Consider the following 18,390-nt stretch of genomic DNA (forward strand, 5'->3'; position numbering starts at 1 on the left):
ATTTCGGCATTACACATTCTTAATTTATATGAAACCAAGTGGTCGCTTACTTTTTTTATGGATTTCTTCACTAATGGTGTTAGCCTCATGTGGAAATCTCAAAATTGTAGATAAACCTATAACGTTTAATGAGGAACGAAAACAGCTTACATTAAAGTACTTGAAGGATAGATATGAGATCATTCAGGAAACCCCTAAAATAGATCCAAAAATGGTGGTCTTACATTGGACGGCTATTCCCACTTTTGAAAAATCTTTTGATGCTTTTAAAGATGTAAAACTACCAGGTTCAAGGTCTGAGATAACAAGCGCGGGAAGCCTTAATGTTTCAACCCATTTTCTGGTAGATCAAAACGGAACCGTGTATCGTCTATTGCCAGAAAATGTCATGGGGCGTCATGTAATAGGTCTAAATCATTGCGCTATTGGAATTGAAAACGTGGGAGGAACAAAAGACAAACCACTCACAAAAAAACAACTCAAAGCCAATATTAAACTGGTAAAGTACCTTAAAGAAAAATACAAAATAGATTATGTGATTGGCCATTATGAATACACGCTATTTGAAGGTCATGAATTATGGCTAGAGAAAGATGCAGGATATCGCACTGAAAAAACAGATCCTGGTGCGGAATTTATGAATAGCGTTCGAAAGGCTGTTCAAGATCTTGATTTTAAACCTATTCCTTTAAAAAATACTATCAATGAATAAATATGTTATTACTTGTGTAATTAGCTTTCTAACTCTTATTGTCTTAAATGCTCAAAATTTTCAGGATCAACTCTTCAATTCTTATGAGAATTATTGTGAAAAGAGTATCAAAAACAGAAGAATTAAACATGCAGATATACAACCCTTAATTGCTAAGTTTCAAAACAAAGATGGGTTTACTATTAAAAAGGTAGGTGAGAGTATAGGAGGAAGAGATTTACAGCTTATTAGTCTTGGAAGTGGTAAGATTGATATTTTTCTATGGTCTCAGATGCATGGTGATGAGTCTACGGCTACAATGGCTTTATTTGATCTCTTAAATTTTTTTGAAGGAGATGGCTTTGAAAACCAAAAGAAGGCCATTCTTAAGGCGGTTAAAATTCATTTACTTCCCATGTTGAATCCAGATGGAGCAGAATTATTCCAAAGGCGTAATTTGTTGGGGATAGATATAAATAGAGATGCACTACGCCTACAATCACCAGAGGCAAGAACCCTTAAGAAAGTACGAGATAGTCTAAGTGCAGATTTTGGTTTTAATCTTCATGATCAAAGTAAGTATTACAACGCCTTGCTAACCCCAGAATCAGCAACTGTATCTTTTCTTGCGCCTGCCTACAACTATGAAAAATCTGTGAATGAGGTTCGCGGTAATGCTATGAAAATAATTGTTTTGATGAACAAAATACTTCAGAAGTATATCCCTGGAGGAGTGGGGCGATATAATGATGATTTTGAACCAAGAGCTTTTGGAGATAATATTCAAAAATGGGGAACAAGTACTATTTTGATTGAATCTGGAGGTTACAAAAACGATACAGAAAAGCAATTTATTCGAAAATTAAATTATGTTTCCATTCTAACTGCAATACAAAGTATTTCAAATGAATCATATAAAAAAATAAATAAAAGACAGTACACGGAAATTCCAAATAATGACAGGAAACTATTTGATTTAAAACTTACAGGACTTTCTTATGCCTTAGAAGGAAGCAATTTTATATTAGATGTAGGCATTCATCGTCTTGAAAGAAATAAAATGGGTGCTAAAGACTTTTACTATGTAGGTGCTGTTTCAGATCAAGGTGATCTTTCTACGTACTTTGGTTATGAAGAAAAACAAATGGCTGGTTATGAATATGTAGCATCAAAAGTATATCCAAAAGTTCAATCAAACTTTAATGAAGTAATGCAATTAGACTTTAATGAATTACTGAAGTCTGGTTTTGCATATATTCAAGTAGAAGTACTGCCAGAATCTTTTCCAGATGTAAAGTTTCCTTTGCATTTGGTACCTGAAGGATTTGAACCCAGTGAAACATTAAAACCGGGTGTAAATGCTACCTTTTTTATTAGAAAAGAAGGATTGTTGACGCACGCGGTTATAAATGGATTTCTCATTGATTTAAACACAGGAGGAGGACAATTTGGAAATGCACTTATCTTGAAATAAAATACCATCAAGTGAAAGGATCTCTATGAGAATAAGCTTGCAATCTCTATTTTAAATGGGTGCATACAATTAAAGTGGATAGTATTTTATTTTAGATGGTTAAGGTTTTTTTTGAAGAAAGTCTTTAAGAAAAATAGCAGCCATAAGTACCATAAAAAGCGCAAAAGGAAGAGAAGTTATAATGAGTATTTTCTGTAGTGCTTGAAGCACATCTGTTTCTGGTTTTGCATTTCCTAAAACTAAAATGGCAACTGCAAAAAATGCAATAAATACACTCCAGATCAATCGGTGTTTTCTAGAAGGTTCTTGTTTTCCTCTATCGGTAAACATGCTTAATACAAAAACGGCAGAGTCTACAGAAGTAACCAGAAAACTAATAAGCAAAAATACCACTACAGAATTCACAAAAGTCTGTAAAGGATAGTTTTCAAAAAAACGAAATAAGGAGGTGAAAACATTTCCAAACTGGTCTTGGTAAACGTCCATTTCTTGGATAAGTCCAAAAGCCGATTCGCCGAAAACAGAAAACCAAAAGAATGTTCCCAGAGATGGAATCATCATAACCCCCAAAAGTAATTGCCTTAAAGACCTCCCTTTTGAAATTCTAGCAATGAAGATCCCGGTAAAAGGGGCCCAGGCAAGCCAGAATGCCCAATAATAATAAGTCCAGTCTGTTAAGAACTCTTCTCCCGGATTGTAATTACCAATGGCCAGACTCATGGGGATAAAATCAATGATATAATGATAAAAGGCATTTAGAAAGGCCCAGAAAATAGCTAGAATATCACTTTGAAAAAAGACAAATGCCAATAAAAGTAGGGTAATAATTATGTTAAGCTTAGAAATAAGTTTAATTCCCTTATTTACCCCTTTCCACACAGAAATAAAGGCAAGTATGGAGATGAGTAATGACAATACAATGGTGAATCCAATATCAAAGTCTGCATCTAATAAATGATTGAGGCCACCATTTATTTGTGTGGTGCCAAGCCCAATAGCACCAATAAGCCCAAAAACTGTTGTGATGACTGCAAGTATATCAATACAAGCGGCCATAAACTTAGAAGGCAACGCATCTTCAATGGCAGTACTCACCCTTACTCTTTTGTTTTTAACAAAAAGATAATAGCCTATTACCATGGCAAAAAGACCGTAAAATGCCCATGCTGTAAAGCCCCATTGATAAAAGGTGTATTCTAATGCTAAAGTTTTATGAGCGACTCCGTTATTTAGAGGAGGGTGCTGCAACATAAAAACAGGTTCTTGTACGGCTCTCAACAAAATACCAGCTCCCATACCCGCACTGTATAACATAGCAATCCAAGACCATAAAGAATGTTCTGGTTTCTGATTTTTATCGCCGAGACGTTGATTTCCCAAAGGCGAGATAGCAATAATAGTGATAAACATAACACAGGCTAATCCAAGCCAAAGGTAGAAAGAGCCAAACCATTTTCTAACCCAAACTGAAGCCAATTCAATTAAATCATAATATACCTGTGTAAAAAATAATGCTGGAAGCGAGAATAAGACAAGAATACTTATGGATACATACAGAAGGCTATTTTTAGAAATGTTGATATGCTTATTATTTTAAGATTCCGTTTAAAATTAATCGTTTTTCGTAAAAGAAAACAAAAGATCTATTTTTTTATATGATAATTTGTATCCTAGCTTTCAATTAAAATTAAAATGCGCTTTCTAGTTCTAACTTTAGTTTGGTGATTAAATTAGATCATGAATTTTAGTGACTCCTAACAATAAAGGTGCTAAAAACATATATGGCAATATTGCGGTAATGAATTTAGTAATAAAACAATCCTTACCTAGTATTTTTGAGATATTCTTCCTTGGAATGAGACTAAATAGAGGTATTTTTGCGCCCTTTAAAGCAGGAGCATTTGCTTAAATTTCAATTCAGCTATGAAGAAATATTTTAATTTATTCGATCTCAAGCAGAAAGTAGATTATAAAACCGAGGTATTATCTGGTTTAACAGTAGCGCTGGCACTTGTGCCAGAAGCTGTTGCATTTGCGTTAATTGCAGGTTTGTCACCCCTAACCGGTTTGTATGCAGCCTTCGTAATGGGTTTAATTACGTCCATATTTGGAGGTAGACCAGGTATGATATCTGGAGCTACTGGCGCGGTGGCTGTTGTTATAGTTTCTTTAGCAAAATCTCACGGAGTAGAGTATGTATTTGCCGCCGTGGTATTAGCAGGACTTATTCAAGCAACAGCAGGTTTTTTACGCCTAGGTAAGTTAATGAGACTAGTGCCACATCCGGTTATATTTGGTTTTGTAAATGGTTTAGCTGTTATCATTTTCATGTCTCAATTAGAGCAATTTAAAGATTTAGGCGGAAACTGGCTAACGGGAACCCCTTTATATATTTTATTAGCCCTTGTTTTTACTACGATGTTGATTATTTGGGGGCTTCCTAAGTTGAGCAAGGCAATTCCAGCTTCTTTAGTAGCAATTCTCACCATTTTTGGTTTGGTAGTGTTTTTTAATATAGATACCAGAACCGTAGGTGATATTGCTTCTATTAAAGGAGGGTTTCCACCTTTCCATCTCCCACAAGTACCTTTAAAGTTAGAAACATTAACTATTATATTTCCTTATGCACTTATTGTTGCAGGCGTGGGGCTTATTGAAAGTTTATTAACCCTCAATATAGTAGATGAAATTACAGAAACTCGCGGTCGTGGAAACAAGGAAGCGGTAGCACAAGGTATGGCAAATGTACTATCAGGAGTGTTTTCTGGCATGGGTGGTTGTGCAATGATTGGGCAAAGTCTTATTAATATTTCTAACGGAGCTAGAGCACGTTTGTCTGGTATTGTCGCTTCAATTATGTTACTGGTTTTCATTATGTTTGGAGCAAATTTGATAGAAAAATTACCTATGGCGGCGCTTACTGGATTGATGATAATGGTCTCTATTGGTACTTTTGAGTGGGCGAGTATAAAAACCGTTAACAAAATGCCCAAATCTGATATTTTCGTGATGGTATTGGTGACACTAGTCACTGTTTTTCTTCACAACCTGGCGTTAGCCGTAATTTTAGGAGTAATTATTTCTGCCTTGGTTTTTGCATGGGACAATGCTAAACGAATTAGGGCCAGAAAATATGTAGATGAGAACGGAGTGAAACACTATGAAATTTACGGCCCTTTGTTTTTTGGTTCTGTTACCGCTTTTAATGAGAAGTTTGATATCTTAAATGATCCTAACGAAATAATTATTGATTTTCAAGAGAGTAGAGTAGTGGATATGTCTGCAATAGAGGCTTTGAATAAAATTACAGAACGCTATCTTAAGGTGAATAAAAAGGTGCATTTAAAACATTTGAGTAAGGATTGTCTCAGGCTATTAAAGAATGCAGAAGATATTATAGATGTAAATGTATTAGAAGATCCCACGTATAAGGTGGTAGTAGATAAAATCTAAAGCATAGGTGTCGTTATAATGAACAAAAGACAATCTTTTGATAAAATCTAAAGATTGTCTTTAATTTAAAAACGTAGGTTCTGGTAATCTTACTACCAGCTGTAAACCCAGTAGGAAGAAACTTGATCATTCCAAGATTTTCTCCACCACCACCATCCAGATAGTGTATACCACTTAAGGTTAGCTACCCCTGCCGTTGTATAGCCTGGTCCAGCATAAAAATTTATTGTTCGTCCACCATAACAACTATGTTGCTTTAGGCTCACATAAGCTCTGTTGTAATATGGTTTATTTATTATTAAGGAAGATAACTGGTCATTATAGGTAGAGCCAACCCAATGATTTCCACTGTATCTAGTGTTAGAACGGCGCATACCTATCATTTCTGTATTGTAATATATGTGTTTATAGAAATAGAAGTTTGCATATCCGTTATAGAACCAACTGTAACAGTTTCTGGCAGTTTCACTTGCACCTTCCTCTGGTGTGGTGAACGCCTCTTGAGGAACTGTTCTTTCTTTTTTTAGAAACTGCTCCATTTCTGCATTTGTATCAAAAACGCGCACTATTATTTCTTTGGTGTCTTCTGATGGATCTTCAAATAACATAGCTTGCGGTCCTTCTTCTTTCCCAAAAATTTCTGCGGCTAGATTTTCATCTCCTGATGTTTTTAATACTTCGCCCTCGGCTTCGTTAAGTGTGTAGGTTATCTTAAAGCTATTTCCCCTATATTCGTAAATATGGGTTATGTCTACAGTTTCTTGTAGTCTTTGTGTTTCTTTTTTGACTTGTTGTTCAACTGCCTCTGTATCAGAGGTTAGAGGGGTTTCATCCTTTTGGCATCCCACTAAAAAGATAGCGATAAAAAATACCATTACTAAATAATTGATTTGTTTTCTCATAAATTTTAGAATTTGATTAATAAATAAGTTAAATCTTACATTTAAAGTAAGTAAAATGAATTAATACGACAACTAAAAAAATAATTTTTCGATGGAAGTAAGGACCTTGTTTGTTTTTTACGGTTAAGCCCTATTTTCAATAAGGTCTATGTATTTCATTTTATAATTTATGAGGATAATACCATCTATTTTGTTTCTTAGTTAAAAGGTAAAACCTTTGCAACTGGAAACCCTTCAATCTACATAATAGCTGCGTAGGATCACTAAAAAACTTATTTTTTAAAGTTCACTGACCTTTCTCATATTTTATTTTTATTAAAACTCGGTTATTAGCTATCTTTAAGGCAGGTATTTAAAGAATAGACATGGCTAAAAACACTCAATTTCAAATAAAGGTTAATCAAACTTTTAGTTTTTCACTCCAAGATCAGGATACCATCAAAATGGATATTATTAAAACTCCTGATGATCAACTTCATTTAATAGAAAATCGTGCTTCTTTGATGATAGAAATTCTCAATCGAGATTTTGAAACAAGAAATTATACGCTAAAAATCAATGGAAATGAATACCAAATAAAGATTGAAACAGAATTAGACATATTAATTGACAAGTTAGGTCTTACCAAAGGGTTACAGAAAAAAGTTGATAATCTAAATGCTCCAATGCCCGGACAGATCATTGCAGTGAATGTAAAATCTGGACAAGAGGTTAAAGAAAATGATCCCTTGCTTATTTTGGAAGCAATGAAGATGGAAAATATTATGGTATCTCCAAGGAGCGGGATAATTAAAGAAGTATTAATAGATACAAAAGATATTGTTGACAAAGGACAGCTTTTGGTAACATTTGAATAAGTAAAATATAAAGCAATTACTGAATATTATGAAAAAAATTTTAGTTGCTAACCGAGGGGAAATAGCCATTAGGGTAATGAAGTCAGCAAAAAAAATGGGAATAAAAACAGTTGCTGTTTACTCTGAGGTTGATAGAAAATCACCTCATACAAAATATGCTGATGAAGCAGTTTGTATTGGCCCTGCCACATCATCTGAATCGTATCTGCGTGGGGATAAAATTATTGAAGTAGCTAAGGAACTTGGAGTAGATGGGATACACCCAGGTTATGGATTCTTGAGTGAGAATGCAGATTTTGCCGAAGCCGTTGAAAAAAACGGGATTACATTTATTGGTCCAGGATCACATGCTATAAGGGTTATGGGAAGTAAATTGGAAGCAAAAGCAACCGTCAAGAAGTATGATATTCCTATGGTTCCTGGTGTGGATGAAGCCATTACCAATATAGAAGAAGCGAAGAAAATAGCTTATGAAATAGGTTTTCCAATTCTTATTAAAGCCTCCGCAGGAGGCGGAGGTAAAGGAATGAGGATTGTTGAGAACAAAGAAGAGTTTGAGTCACAAATGGAAAGAGCCGTTAGTGAAGCTGTATCCGCTTTTGGAGATGGTGCGGTATTCATTGAGAAGTATGTAACCTCTCCAAGGCATATTGAAATACAAGTGTTGGCAGATAAACACGGAAATGTAGTGCACTTGTTTGAACGCGAATGTAGTATTCAAAGGAGGCATCAAAAAGTTGTAGAAGAAGCTCCTTCATCTATTCTCACTCCAAAACTCCGAAAAGAAATGGGAGAAGCGGCTGTAAATGTTGCCAAATCTTGTGACTATGTAGGAGCTGGAACTGTAGAGTTTTTAATGGATGCCGATTTAAATTTCTACTTTCTGGAAATGAATACTCGTCTGCAAGTAGAACACCCGGTTTCAGAATTAATTACTGGAATAGATTTAGTACAAGAACAAATAAAAGTAGCTAGAGGAGAAGTACTTTCTTTTACACAAGATGATTTAAAAATTAGGGGACATGCCGTTGAATTAAGAGTTTATGCAGAAGATCCTATGGATGGTTTTCTTCCAAGTATTGGTAAACTAGAAGTTTATAGACCTCCATCGGGGGAAGGAATAAGAGTAGACGATGGGTTTGAAGAGGGTATGGAGGTTCCTATCTATTATGATCCTATGCTTTCTAAATTGGTTACTTATGCGGAAACCCGTGCCGAAGCTTGCAGACTTATGGTAAGAGCAATTGATAATTATGAAATTAAGGGAATTCAAACCACATTGCCATTTGGAAAGTTTGTGTGTGAACATGAAGCTTTTTTATCGGGTAATTTTGACACCCATTTTGTAAACAACTACTTTAATAGGGAAGCTTTGGAAAAGGAAAATGAGGCAGAGGCAAAGTTAGCTGCTACTATTGCCCTTAAGTTGTATTTGGAAGACCGAAAAAAATTACGATTACCTATATCTTAAGCAAAAAATAATGAGTGACAAAATAGAAATTTTAAGTAAAAAAATTGCTGAAGCCTCTTTAGGAGGTGGTATAAAACGTATTGAAAAACAGCATGCAAAGAAAAAACTAACTGCCCGTGAGCGTGTAGAGTATCTGCTAGATGAAGGTTCTTTTGAAGAAATGGGAATTTTAGTGACACATCGTACCACTGATTTTGATATGGAAAAACAACAGTTTTATGGTGATGGAGTGGTAACCGGATATGGAACAATAGACGGGAGGTTGATCTATATTTTTGCACAAGATTTTACGGTATTTGGAGGTGCTCTTTCAGAAACTCATGCGGAGAAAATATGTAAAATCATGGATATGGCCATGAAGGTTGGAGCTCCATTAATTGGTTTAAATGATTCTGGAGGAGCTAGAATTCAGGAAGGAGTAAGATCATTAGGCGGTTATGCTGATATTTTTTACCGAAATGTAATGGCTTCTGGAGTGATTCCGCAAATTTCTGCAATCATGGGGCCTTGCGCAGGAGGTGCTGTATATTCTCCTGCTATGACAGACTTCACTTTAATGGTAGAAGACACTAGTTATATGTTTGTTACTGGTCCTAATGTAGTAAAGACAGTGACCAATGAAGAGGTTACTGCAGAAGAGTTAGGCGGGGCTTCCGCACACGCTACAAAAAGCGGCGTAACACACATTACTTCTCCTAACGATGTGGCCTGTTTAGAAGATGTTAAAAAGCTTTTGAGTTATATGCCACAAAGCAACCGAGAGAAACCTCATTCATTACCCTATAAAATAGGAGAAGAATTACGAACAGAGTTAATGAATATTGTACCCGAAAACCCTAATAAGCCTTATGATATGCATAAGGTAATTAACGGGGTTATTGATGCTGATAGTTTTTTTGAAATCCATAAAGACTACGCTGAAAATATTATTGTAGGTTTTGCCAGATTAGCAGGAAAAAGTGTGGGGGTTATTGCCAATCAGCCAATGTCTTTAGCGGGCGTTTTAGATGTAAAAAGTGCTACAAAAGCAGCTAGATTTACTAGGTTTTGTGATTGCTTTCATATACCACTATTGGTATTGGTAGATGTTCCTGGTTTTTTACCGGGAACAGATCAAGAATGGAATGGCATCATTGTACATGGAGCCAAATTATTATATGCATTGAGCGAAGCTACCGTGCCTAAAGTTACCGTGATTACCCGTAAGGCTTATGGAGGTGCGTATGACGTGATGAATTCCAAACATATTGGTGCCGATTTCAATTATGCCTGGCCAGGTGCTGAAATAGCCGTTATGGGTGCGAAAGGTGCCAGTGAAATAATTTTCAGAAAAGAAATTATGGAAGCGGAGAACCCGGCAACAAAACTCGCCGAAAAAGAGGCAGAATATGCTGAGAAATTTGCGAATCCATATCGTGCTGCGAAACGTGGTTTTATAGATGAGGTAATTTTGCCCGAAACTACTAGGAGAAAGTTAATTAAAACCTTTGCCATGTTAGCCACCAAAGAAGAAAAACTCCCAGAAAAGAAGCACGGAAATATTCCCTTGTAATTAAGTCAATGTATTAAACAGATGAAAAGAACCAGCTAAATTTTGGATTCCCCCGTTCCTTATAATTTAGCCGGTTCTTTTTTTAAAAAGAAGTGGTTAATTAAATAAAACCTAAGCAGTAGCTTCTTCTTTTTTTCTAGTTTCCGCAAATTTTTCAATCAGGCTTGGCACTTTTTCAAATACAGCTGCTAGGCCGCTTGTTTTGCCGGCAGGAAGAAACGAAATTTCGTCTTCTCTAGTCACCAGAAAACCAATAGGTTCTATACCTATTCCGGCACCGGCACCTCCACCTTGTCCTTTTCCTTTTTTCGATTCTCCACCTTCACCTGCACCTGAGCCAAAGCCCATGCCTACTTTAATGACTGGTACACACTTAAATTCACCTAATTCAAACTGTGCACCAACAACGGTGTCTGTTTTAGCTTCAGACTCAATAAAGTCTGTTATTTTTCCTAATAATTCTTCAAAATGTAGTTCCATGATGTGTTTTTTTAAATATTTATAAATGATCTGATAAGCCATAAAGGCCTGTTTTCTACACACAGCAATAAGCTGTTCTTACCTTCAAAATTGATACGAAACGTTCCTTTTGTTCTATTCAAAAAAACAAAAACCGGATATAACTTGGCATTTTCAATACAATCTCCTGTATCTATATCCAACTGGCATTTTTTGATCTCAAAAGAACGTAGTATTCGCAGGGCGGATTTCAGATTTAAAACACTATATTTTTTCTTTTTACTACTTTTCTCAGTGATTTCTAATTCTTTTTTCTTAGTGGTTTTCTTTTTTAATGGATAGAAGTTAAAGTTTAAGAAAAAGATCTTAAGTTTTACTTTTATGAGCTGCTTTTCATCTCCTGTAATAAATACTTTGGCAAGTCCCTTAACTTGAAGATAATAGTTTTGGTTTACCGTATCTATAGATATAATTACCGGTACAAATAGCAGATAGAGAATCACTGCAAAAAATACTGACAAAAAAATGATGAGTAACATTTATTCCGCCTTTGTGCAAAGTAACTAAATCACGCTGCGCAATACCATGATAATTGTCATACACGGCGGATAATTCACCTACTTTAACAATTAGAATTTGGAGTTCTTTTGTTTTTTATTGCAAATGATTAGAACTTGTGAAGAATTAGTAACACAAAAAACTGAAATAGAAGGAATAAAAACACGTTTTGGAACACTCCTAAAAAAAGTGAATTAATTTTAATAGGGAAAGTCAAAGGCTTTAGAGAGACCTATGACTGTGATGTTTCTCAAAAGGTTCTTTGAGTTGATACCAAATTACAGAGAAAGACTTACGATTACTTCTTTTCAAAAACATACCATACTTCTCCAGTATTTGGATTAAAACTTACTTTAAGCAGACCAAGTTCGCTTGAAATAAAATAGTTACCTTCTATTTTTAGTTCTTTACCGTTAAGCCAAGCTTGTACATTTCCATCTCTATAATAAAATGTAATTCCGTTGGTGAAAACTAGACTTACATTCTTCTGGTGGCCCTTGTCTGAGCCAAATAACATTTTACGTGCAATACGTACATTACCATCAGAGGGAGTATATTTTTTCGTAGCGTAGCTTTTCTTAGTATATGTCTCGTGTTTTTTGAGCTCTACTTTCCCATTTTCAATGTCAAAACTATCTGGAGTTTTTTTCCATGATGGAAAAACATAAAGCGAATGCTTTCCAATGATTTTATAAGAACCTACTTTGTTGAGTTCTTCTGTGTTTAAAATAGTTTCTCCAGATTCATCTTGTAAAATGAAGGAAGTTCCCGGAGGATAGTTAACATTTTCTTGGTTGTCTAAAGTAATGCTTAGATATGGGTCAAGATCTTCGGCTTTAAGTTCTGTTTGGGTAGCAGCAAACGCTATCATGCTAAAATTTAAAAGGACAAACATTAAAATTGAATTTTTCATAAGATCATTTTTTGTTTTCCTCAAAAATACCTTGAACACAGATGCTTTAAAAACCCTTTCAGATGAATGAACCTATAGATCGATGAATGGAACTTGAATTTTTTCAAGAAGCAATTAAATATACTTTGTGCTATTGCCAAAGTAAACTAAAATGCTTTAAGAGATATCAATTTCTTTTCTATTTTTACCAAATGTTTCCGGACTTTAATATTTATAGTACGCCCTTATTGTTTTTATCAATACAGGGAATTATTTTTTCTATCTTACTTTTAAGAAGGTATACTGTGCTAAAAAATAAATCAGATTTATTTCTAGCACTTATACTATTAATAACCTGTTATCACCAGTCTTCATATACCTTGGGTTTTATGAATTGGTACGATACGTTTAAGAATACAAAGATCAATTATTACTTGGTGAACTTATCATTTGCACTAGCTCCTTTAATTTATTTTTATTTTCGTGCCATCACCAAGCCTAAAGCACCTTTTACTAAAATAGATAGCCTGCATTTTATTCCGGTAGCTATTCTTCTTGTGGTTAAACTGTATATTCTTATTTATGATGCTAGCCAACCAGATTTTTCTAGCAGCCAAAACGGATACCTGGTGATTAATTTCCAATGGAAGTATGTTGACCCAATTGCCACCCTGCTAGCTATTTTACAAATGTTAGTTTATCTAGTATTCTCTTTTCAGCTTTTAAAATCTTACAGAGAAAAACTAACTCATTACTTCTCCAACACATTTAAAATTCAACTAAACTGGCTTTATACATTTTTAATTATTTACACTTTTCTGTATTTGTACTATAGTTTTCAGGTAGTTATTAATGCGATGATTGTAGATTTGAGCTGGCGTCAAGAATGGTGGTATTATTTGTTGTCTGGGCTCGCCATTATTTATGTAGGCATTAAAGGTTATTTCACCAATTTAGACGCACTAAGAGAAATTGAATTAGAATCATTTCTTCATCAAAAAAAGAATATTTTCCTTCCGCAGAAGGTCAAAGCGAATTCACCACTTGAATTATCAGACGGCATTAAAATACTCAAGAAAGAGATAGAAATCTATTTTGCCACTTCAAAGCCGTTCTTAGAACCAGACCTTACGCTAGTTAGACTGGCAGATGCATTACAAACTTCACGAGAAGAACTTTCTGAAGCTATTAACAAAGGTTTTGAAATGAAGTTTAATGATTTTATTAATCAGTACCGTATTGAAGAATTTAAAAGAAAGATTTCAGAAGGGAAACACAAACAATTATCCTTACTTGGGTTAGCCTATGAATGTGGTTTTAATAGCAAGGCTACCTTTAATAGGTCTTTTAAAAAAGTAGTCGCTTCTTCGCCTACAGAATATCTTCAAGGTCTTAAATAAAATGCTTTCTAATTGAAAATTGACGTCTCAATTCGTGGGTGATACCTAATTACCACCATTTGAAACGACTGATTTTTTTATTCTCCCGACTTTTGAATCGTTCATAAAAAACATACAACATGAAAAATTCAAAGTCAAATCAATTATTGCTAAAGCTTATACAAAGCTGGATTATATTAGTACTAGTCTCTTGTAATGCACAAGAAAAAACCATCACCTTAAAAGTAGATACCAATGCTTTAAAAGGGGTTGAAAAAGTATCGGTAAAAGGGAATATACAACCACTATCTTTAACTGAAGAGTACCTATTGACTGATGCTAATAAAGATGGTGTTTATGAGGCGACTATTACCTTTACCACTTCAAAACCCAATCTAAGATTTAAATTTAGCGTAAATGGGTATCCAGAATTAGAAGGTGATGATGCAAGAAAAATTTGGTTTGGAAAGCAACCCATGACCAAAGAATATGTGTATAATGAATTTAGATACTATAACCAAGACCAACTTGCAAAACTCACTTACACTCCAAGTCAGATTGAAGAAGATCTTAAAATCCTTCAAAAGATTTTACCGTTTGTACATCCTGCAGTTTATAAGTATAGAGATTCTCTAACACTCCAAAATGATTTTAAAATCTTGGAGGAAGAACTCAAAAGAAACCCTACTATTTCTAATGCTTATGGAGAAGTTTCAAAACTTGCGGCTAAAATTAAATGTAGCCATACCTTTACCAACCCCTGGAATCAGGGAGTTAATGTAAAAATGGCACTTTTTAACCAGCCAGATAAAATACCTTTTACGTTTAACCGAATTGGAAAGCGTTTATTTATTGATAAGAATGCTTCAGACAATGAGGCGCTTTCTAAGGGATTGGAGCTGGTAGCACTCAATGGAGTAGCTATTGATGAAGTACTCACCAACTTGATGCAATATATTGCTTCTGATGGTAATAATACAGAAAAGCAGTTGGAAAGGCTTTTGGTAACTGGAGAAGAAAAGTTTGCATTTTTTGATATTTTCTATCCTATTGCCTATGGCAGTGCAGATGTCTTTTCTTTAACACTTAAAGACCTCAAAACAAATCAAACCTTTGAGACCAAAGTAAAAGCTACCTCAAAAACAAACAGAACCAAAGTGCTTATAGAGCGTTATGGCAAAATTGCTACTTCTGTAAGAGAAGGTTGGAATTTTGAGTTGATAGATGCTCAAACCGCAAAACTATCTATGAAATCTTTTGCAGTACAACGTAATGAGTTTGATTGGAAAGCCTATTTAAATGATGTTTTTGAGCAATTGGAAAATAAATCTATCACCAATTTTATTATAGATATAAGAGGTAATGAAGGCGGGCAAGGTGAAGTAGGGGAGTATATACTGGAAAGAGTGATTCAAAAACCTCTTAAAATTCAGGATATGCAGTCTACCGTATCTTATCTGAAAATACCAGAAGAATTTAAAAAATATATAAAAACCTGGGATAAGTTTCCTTATAGTTTTAAAGGAAAATATACAGAAAAGCGAGATGGAGTCTATGTATTAAAATCAAAATATAGCGTAAAAGAAAAAGTATATAAGCCTTTGAAAAATGGTTATAAGGGAAAGGTGTTTTTGTTAACAGATGCCTCCAATAGTTCTGCTACTCACCTAATGGCGGCTTACGCAAAGCAAGCGGAAGAAATTACCATAGTAGGTCAGGAAACAGGTGGTAATCAATTAGGAACCAACGGTAGTTTTATGTTCTTTTTAAGGTTGCTAAATACATTTGTAGAATTAGACATTCCCGTCATAAATATGTATGTGCCTGTAGGAACTACACCAAAAGACGGCGGTATACAACCAGATGTTAGCGTGATAAGGAAAGCAACAGATTTTATAAATAACAAGGATGTAGAACTTGCTAAAGTGCTAGAAATCATTAAAGAACAATAATACGAATCAGCAAGATTTTTAATGAAATCAACTCTATGCGAAAAAAATCATAGTAGTTTTGTTTTTTATGATCGTAATCTATAGGTTTCGGGAGTTTAGAAAGGAAGTAATTATACTACAAAAGCTTTTTCTCTAATTTCCCGAAATCTTATTATTTTAATGTCAGTTCGACGTAAATAAGAATTAAAAATCGAGTTCGAAATTGTCTTTTTACGCAGTATAACAAGGTTTTCCGTTAAGAATTTTCGAAGCCTTGTAGAAAATTTAGGAAAACCTTGTGGTTTTGTCCACTTCTTGGACAAAAATACCTTGGAAAAAGTGTCTTTTCTTTTGGTTCGTTTTCTTTGGACAAGCAAAGAAAATGAACGTAAGTAGCTTATATACAATGTTTTTAATAATTCAAAGACCATATTTAAGATTAAAATATAAAACTGAAATTAGATCGAAATCACGTTATTTTATTATTTAATGTGGAAAATAATTGGTTGATCTATAGCCTTAAAAGGATCAAAGATTTCTTCCTGTAAAGGTGGGGTTTGACTCCGCTCACCCACAATTCTACGCAGGCGACCAAACTAATACTTCTAATTTTTTCTTTTTGTAAATTATACTTTACACTTAAAACATAAAGTCTATGATGTTGGGAATACCAAAGCTTCAAAAATTATAATAAGACGTTTAGAACAAATATTTAAAAAAGCTTCGCTTGTTTCGTAAAAATATTTGCGATGAAGACCTAGATGGATATCTGGTTCTTTAAGCCGATACCTTTTCAATATTTACTCACTCTTGATCAAGAAATCTTATACATGAATGGACCTTGAGGATTGGGACGAATTGCGGTTTAAAAAAAGATTTAAAAGGTACAACACAGAAGGTTGGTTACTAAGTGATTTCTATATGTAAAGAGGTCTTCAACTGTGCTTGAGCATCGCCACGTACCGAGCCTGAAACAGGCATGGTATTTTCGTAATGCACACTTGAACAAACAGGAATGTGCATATTTGCCGTGGCAATACCATTACTTGGGTCAAAACCTATCCATCCGGCACCGGGTAGAAAAACCTCTACCCAGGCATGCAGTTCATATTGAGGGTCTTCTACATCTACATAGTAGTAACCACTCACAAACCGTGCGGCTAGACCAAGGTTACGTAACAAGTGTATTTGCATCCAGCTTAAATCACGGCAAGAACCTGTTTTACCTTCAAAGGTTTCTTGTGGATGAAATGGCACTCCTGTTTCCCTAATTTCTAAGTTAAAATCATGATGTATTTGTATGGTGAGCTGCGATAAAAAAGAAATAGTGTTTGAAGCTACTTGGTTAAGAATATTTTTGCCATAATCAAGTAAAGAACTGCTTATTTTTGTTGAAGTCAAATAAAGTGCCAACATAGGAAGCAATTGCTTAGGATATTCAAACGGCATTTGATTACAGTTTACAGGATGCACTAAAAAATTGAACGGTTCAAAGGGTTTAATATTCAATACCGCTACTGATTTAATGTGAATATTATTATGCATTCCAGTAAACCAACAAAAATATACTACGTTTCCTTCGGCATCTAATTGTTCTGATATTCCAGAAGGTGATGGTGACAAGTCTAGATGATACAATTCTAAATCAAGAAATGGCATACTTTTAGGCTTGAACCTTAAATAATGGGGTTCTATAAAAACCTCTTTGTTAAAGTTGTACTCCGTTTTGTGAACTATTTTTATACGCATCTACGATATACTTGATTTAATGTTTGGTTATTTTCACCTTTAGACCAAATTATTGCTGTGTTTGAGTAATCTGTGTATTGAAAAAAGAATCATAAAAATGGGTTGAAATTTTATTGAGTTTTTGTTGAAATTCATCAAGGTACTCATGAAGACCACTCTTAAAGATATCTTCTATCTCGGCAAATTCTAATTCAGCCTTTAATTTGCCTAATTGTTTTTCAGCAATATTGGTGAATCCGCTTGAATTTCCTGTTATGGCATTTACAGATTGTTCTGCTTGAATAAGACAACACAGCATGGAACGTGGGAAGGTTTTATCTAAGATGAGAAACTCAGATATATTCATGGCTGTGAGTTTACCATATTTTTTTCTATACATATCATAGGCACTAACAGATTTAAGCAGCGCCGCCCACTGCATCAAATCTAAAGGAGTTCCAACCGCCTCAGAATTGGAAAGTAGAATATGATATTTAACATCAATTACCCTAGATGTTTTATCTGCACGTTCTAATACCTGACCGATTTTACCAAAATGCCATCCGTCATTTCTAGAAATAGTTGAGTCAAAAATTCCGTATAACAGTTGACAATCACTTTTAATTTTTTTGAAAAAAATTCTAGGATCACCTGTTTTCCAATGTTTTTTTTCCAATCCTTCTTTCACAAAGAAATAGATTGAATTTATTTGTTCCCAGACCTCTTTGGTTATTTCAGGTCTTACTGCTCTGGCATTCTCACGAGCTTTTGTGATACAACTGTAAATTGAATTTGGATTCTTTGGGTCAAAGCCTAGAAAATAAATGACCTCTTTTTTACCTACCTTTTGATACAGCGATTCATATAAAGGCCAATCACCAGTGATAACTACTAAGGGTTTCCATTGTTCCATTGCATCCGATGGTGATTCTAGCGCCAGATTGAAATTTACATCCATAAATCGAGCATAGTTTTCTGCCCTTTCTATGTATCTATTCATCCAATATATGGTATTTGCTACTCTACTTAACATGCGTTTTTAT

At 34.6% G+C, this 18,390-nt stretch carries 15 protein-coding genes; 8 read left to right on the forward strand and 7 right to left on the reverse strand.

Annotated features, from left to right (window positions below; all coding sequences use genetic code 11):
- Positions 1-28 precede the first annotated feature (28 nt).
- Both WBG07_RS14535 and WBG07_RS14540 read left to right on the forward strand, forming a co-directional pair.
- Positions 29-712, forward strand: coding sequence for a peptidoglycan recognition protein family protein (locus tag WBG07_RS14535; RefSeq protein ID WP_340202249.1), 684 nt, complete (start codon positions 29-31; stop codon positions 710-712).
- Positions 705-2,165, forward strand: a complete 1,461-nt coding sequence (locus WBG07_RS14540; RefSeq protein WP_340202250.1) for a M14 family zinc carboxypeptidase — start codon at positions 705-707, stop codon at positions 2,163-2,165. Before WBG07_RS14535 ends, WBG07_RS14540 begins: the two co-directional genes overlap by 8 nt.
- Before the next feature lie 99 nt (positions 2,166-2,264).
- Here WBG07_RS14540 and WBG07_RS14545 read toward each other — a convergent pair whose 3' ends face one another.
- Positions 2,265-3,746 carry a BCCT family transporter gene (locus WBG07_RS14545; protein ID WP_340202272.1) on the reverse strand — a complete coding sequence of 494 codons (1,482 nt, stop codon included), beginning with the start codon at positions 3,744-3,746 and terminating at the stop codon, positions 2,265-2,267.
- Positions 3,747-4,088: 342 nt separating this feature from the next.
- Between WBG07_RS14545 and WBG07_RS14550 the strand changes: the two genes are divergently transcribed.
- Positions 4,089-5,618, forward strand: a complete 1,530-nt coding sequence (locus tag WBG07_RS14550; RefSeq protein ID WP_340202251.1) for a SulP family inorganic anion transporter — start codon at positions 4,089-4,091, stop codon at positions 5,616-5,618.
- A gap of 92 nt (positions 5,619-5,710) precedes the next feature.
- Here the strand turns inward: WBG07_RS14550 and WBG07_RS14555 are convergent, their stop codons facing one another.
- A complete protein-coding gene (locus WBG07_RS14555; protein ID WP_340202252.1) occupies positions 5,711-6,520 on the reverse strand; it encodes a hypothetical protein in 810 nt (269 codons plus the stop codon).
- 365 nt (positions 6,521-6,885) lie between these two features.
- Between WBG07_RS14555 and WBG07_RS14560 the strand changes: the two genes are divergently transcribed.
- The 3 genes from WBG07_RS14560 to WBG07_RS14570 are packed head-to-tail and all read left to right on the forward strand — an operon-like array spanning position 6,886 to position 10,400.
- Positions 6,886-7,377 (forward strand): acyl-CoA carboxylase biotin carboxyl carrier protein subunit, encoded by a 492-nt coding sequence (locus WBG07_RS14560; RefSeq protein WP_340202253.1) that lies wholly within the window; start codon positions 6,886-6,888, stop codon positions 7,375-7,377.
- A 28-nt stretch (positions 7,378-7,405) separates the two neighbouring features.
- The gene (gene accC, locus WBG07_RS14565; protein WP_340202254.1) at positions 7,406-8,848 is read left to right on the forward strand and encodes an acetyl-CoA carboxylase biotin carboxylase subunit; all 1,443 of its coding nucleotides are present in this window, start codon (positions 7,406-7,408) and stop codon (positions 8,846-8,848) included.
- Between the two features lie 10 nt (positions 8,849-8,858).
- Positions 8,859-10,400, forward strand: a complete 1,542-nt coding sequence (locus tag WBG07_RS14570) for an acyl-CoA carboxylase subunit beta (protein ID WP_340202255.1) — start codon at positions 8,859-8,861, stop codon at positions 10,398-10,400.
- A 111-nt stretch (positions 10,401-10,511) separates the two neighbouring features.
- Here the strand turns inward: WBG07_RS14570 and WBG07_RS14575 are convergent, their stop codons facing one another.
- The 3 genes from WBG07_RS14575 to WBG07_RS14585 form a co-directional block, all read right to left on the reverse strand.
- Positions 10,512-10,922 carry a GerW family sporulation protein gene (locus WBG07_RS14575; RefSeq protein ID WP_340202256.1) on the reverse strand — a complete coding sequence of 137 codons (411 nt, stop codon included), beginning with the start codon at positions 10,920-10,922 and terminating at the stop codon, positions 10,512-10,514.
- Complete coding sequence (locus WBG07_RS14580) at positions 10,892-11,398, reverse strand: hypothetical protein (protein WP_340202257.1); 507 nt, start codon at positions 11,396-11,398, stop codon at positions 10,892-10,894. The genes WBG07_RS14575 and WBG07_RS14580 overlap by 31 nt, the downstream gene beginning before the upstream one ends.
- Before the next feature lie 317 nt (positions 11,399-11,715).
- On the reverse strand, positions 11,716-12,330 hold the full coding sequence (locus WBG07_RS14585) for a hypothetical protein (protein WP_340202258.1): 615 nt from the start codon (positions 12,328-12,330) through the stop codon (positions 11,716-11,718).
- A 368-nt stretch (positions 12,331-12,698) separates the two neighbouring features.
- On the opposite strand from WBG07_RS14585, the gene WBG07_RS14590 reads away from it, so the two are divergent.
- Positions 12,699-13,709, forward strand: coding sequence for a helix-turn-helix domain-containing protein (locus tag WBG07_RS14590; RefSeq protein ID WP_340202259.1), 1,011 nt, complete (start codon positions 12,699-12,701; stop codon positions 13,707-13,709).
- Positions 13,710-13,828: 119 nt separating this feature from the next.
- The gene (locus WBG07_RS14595) at positions 13,829-15,640 is read left to right on the forward strand and encodes a S41 family peptidase (RefSeq protein WP_340202260.1); all 1,812 of its coding nucleotides are present in this window, start codon (positions 13,829-13,831) and stop codon (positions 15,638-15,640) included.
- A gap of 885 nt (positions 15,641-16,525) precedes the next feature.
- Here WBG07_RS14595 and WBG07_RS14600 read toward each other — a convergent pair.
- Together WBG07_RS14600 and WBG07_RS14605 are read right to left on the reverse strand one after the other, a co-directional pair.
- On the reverse strand, positions 16,526-17,368 hold the full coding sequence (locus WBG07_RS14600; RefSeq protein WP_340202261.1) for a transglutaminase family protein: 843 nt from the start codon (positions 17,366-17,368) through the stop codon (positions 16,526-16,528).
- A 49-nt stretch (positions 17,369-17,417) separates the two neighbouring features.
- Complete coding sequence (locus WBG07_RS14605) at positions 17,418-18,380, reverse strand: alpha-E domain-containing protein (protein ID WP_340202262.1); 963 nt, start codon at positions 18,378-18,380, stop codon at positions 17,418-17,420.
- Positions 18,381-18,390: the final 10 nt, after the last annotated feature.

Source organism: Ascidiimonas meishanensis (genome assembly GCF_037782385.1).
GTDB lineage: Bacteria > Bacteroidota > Bacteroidia > Flavobacteriales > Flavobacteriaceae > Ascidiimonas > Ascidiimonas meishanensis.